Annotated in this window: 1 protein-coding gene and 1 pseudogene; both read left to right on the top strand. The window is 63.9% G+C overall.

All coding sequences use genetic code 11. The features are described from left to right. A pseudogene (locus tag EXZ48_RS34460) lies at nt 1-408 on the top strand (methyl-accepting chemotaxis protein); the annotation flags it as partial. 189 nt (nt 409-597) lie between these two features. After that, nucleotides 598-1,865 (top strand): methyl-accepting chemotaxis protein (locus EXZ48_RS34455; RefSeq protein ID WP_130521556.1); only part of this gene is annotated, 1,268 nt, incomplete at its 3' end.

The following is a 1,865-nucleotide window of genomic DNA, read 5'->3' as shown; positions in this document are numbered from 1 at the left end:
CTGGTCTCGGAAATCTCCGCCGCCTGCCGCGAGCAGGACATCGGCGCCTCGCAGATCAACGAGGCGATCCAGCAGCTTGACAAGGTCACCCAGCAGAATGCCGGCGCCTCGGAAGAGATGTCGGCGACGTCGGAAGAGCTGGCCGCCCAGGCGGAAGAACTTCAGGCCTCGATCGCCTTCTTCCGGGTTGAAAACTCGGCCCGCAAGGAGCCGAACCACGCCGAAAAGCTGCGGGTGACCGCAGCGAAAATGGCTGCCCCCGTCATCGCCAAGCGTCCGGCCGCTTCCCCGGCCCACCGCCCGGCACCGACGGCCGGCAAGGCCGCCCGCAACACCAACGGCTTTGCCCTCGACATGTCGATGGGTGGCCCCGACGCCGACGACGCGGATTTCCGCGAAAGCGCCTGATCGGACAAAAATCGCGGCGCATCCGGCAACGGATGCGCCGCACCGTCGACCCGGCGTGTGTAGGCGCCGGTGGAAGGGCCAAGAACGGCCCGCGGAAGGGTGAGTGTATCGGTCTTCTCGCATAACGGGTCCCGGCCTCCGGGTACCCTGCCCAAGAACGGCATCTGCGACCAAAGGAGCCCCTACGAGATGCGCTTTACCATCAAACTCAAACTGGCCGTTGCCTTCGGCGCCATCATCCTGATGATGGCTGGCACCTCCATCTATGCCATCCTGAGCCTTGCTTCGCTCAATCAGGCGATTTCCGACATGCTCGCCGGTCCTTCCGCGCGCCTCGAGGCAGCGCAGAACCTTGCGAACTACCAGCTTCGTCTGGCGCGCGCGCAGATGAACCTTGCCCTTTCCACCAACTCCAGCGAAGCCGCCACGCATCTCGAATCCGGCGATCGCAACCGGCAGATGTTCGAGGAAACCCTTGCCAATCTGATCAGCCTTTCGACCGACCCGGTTGCCGTCCAGCAGTGGCAGGATGTCGCCGAGAAAGAAAAGCAGCTCGTCCGCATTGATGACAAGATCCGCTCCTTCGTCGCCGCCGGCAATTCGACGGAGGCGGTCCGTATCGTCTCCACGGAAAGCCGCAGCCTGATGGACGAGATCGAAAAGACGATCAACGTCCGCATCGAAAGCAACAAGGGGCTGATGACGAAGGCGGACGAGGATACCGACAACCTCTACGCAACGACACGTAACCTCATCCTCGTCATTGCCGGCATCGCCCTGGTGCTCGCCGTCGGCGCGGCCGTCTGGCTCGCACTCGGCATCAACAGCGGCCTCAAGAAGATCAAGTCCGTCGCCGAGGCCGTCGCCATCGGTGACCTCGACCAGAATGTCGAGATCAAGACGAACGACGAGATCAAGGACCTTGTCGATACGATCAATGTCATGACCGGCAACCTGCGCAACACGGCGACCATCGCCGACCAGATTGCCAATGGCGACCTGACCGTGACGCCGAAGCCGCTGTCCGACAAGGACACGCTCGGCCTGTCGCTGGAAAGCATGGTGGAGCGCCTGCGCGGCGTCGTCGGCGATGCGCTTTCCGCCGCCAACAACGTCTCCTCCGGCAGCCAGGAGCTTTCGGCAAGCTCGGAACAGCTCTCCCAGGGCGCGACGGAACAGGCGTCTTCCGCCGAAGAGGCTTCCGCCTCGATGGAAGAGATGGCCTCCAACATCAAGCAGAACGCCGACAACGCCGCCCAAACCGAAAAGATCGCCCGCCAGTCCGCCAAGGATGCCGAGGCATCGGGCGAAGCCGTCGGCCGCGCCGTCGGCGCCATGCGCACCATCGCGGAAAAGATCTCCATCGTGCAGGAAATCGCCCGCCAGACCGACCTTCTCGCCCTCAACGCCGCCGTCGAGGCGGCCCGTGCCGGCGAACACGGCAAGGGCTTTGCCGT

This window comes from Shinella sp. JR1-6 (assembly GCF_004284735.1).
In the GTDB taxonomy this organism is placed as follows: domain Bacteria; phylum Pseudomonadota; class Alphaproteobacteria; order Rhizobiales; family Rhizobiaceae; genus Shinella.
Note: the sequence above shows the minus strand (reverse complement) of the source record. Positions and strands in the feature narration are given on the sequence as shown.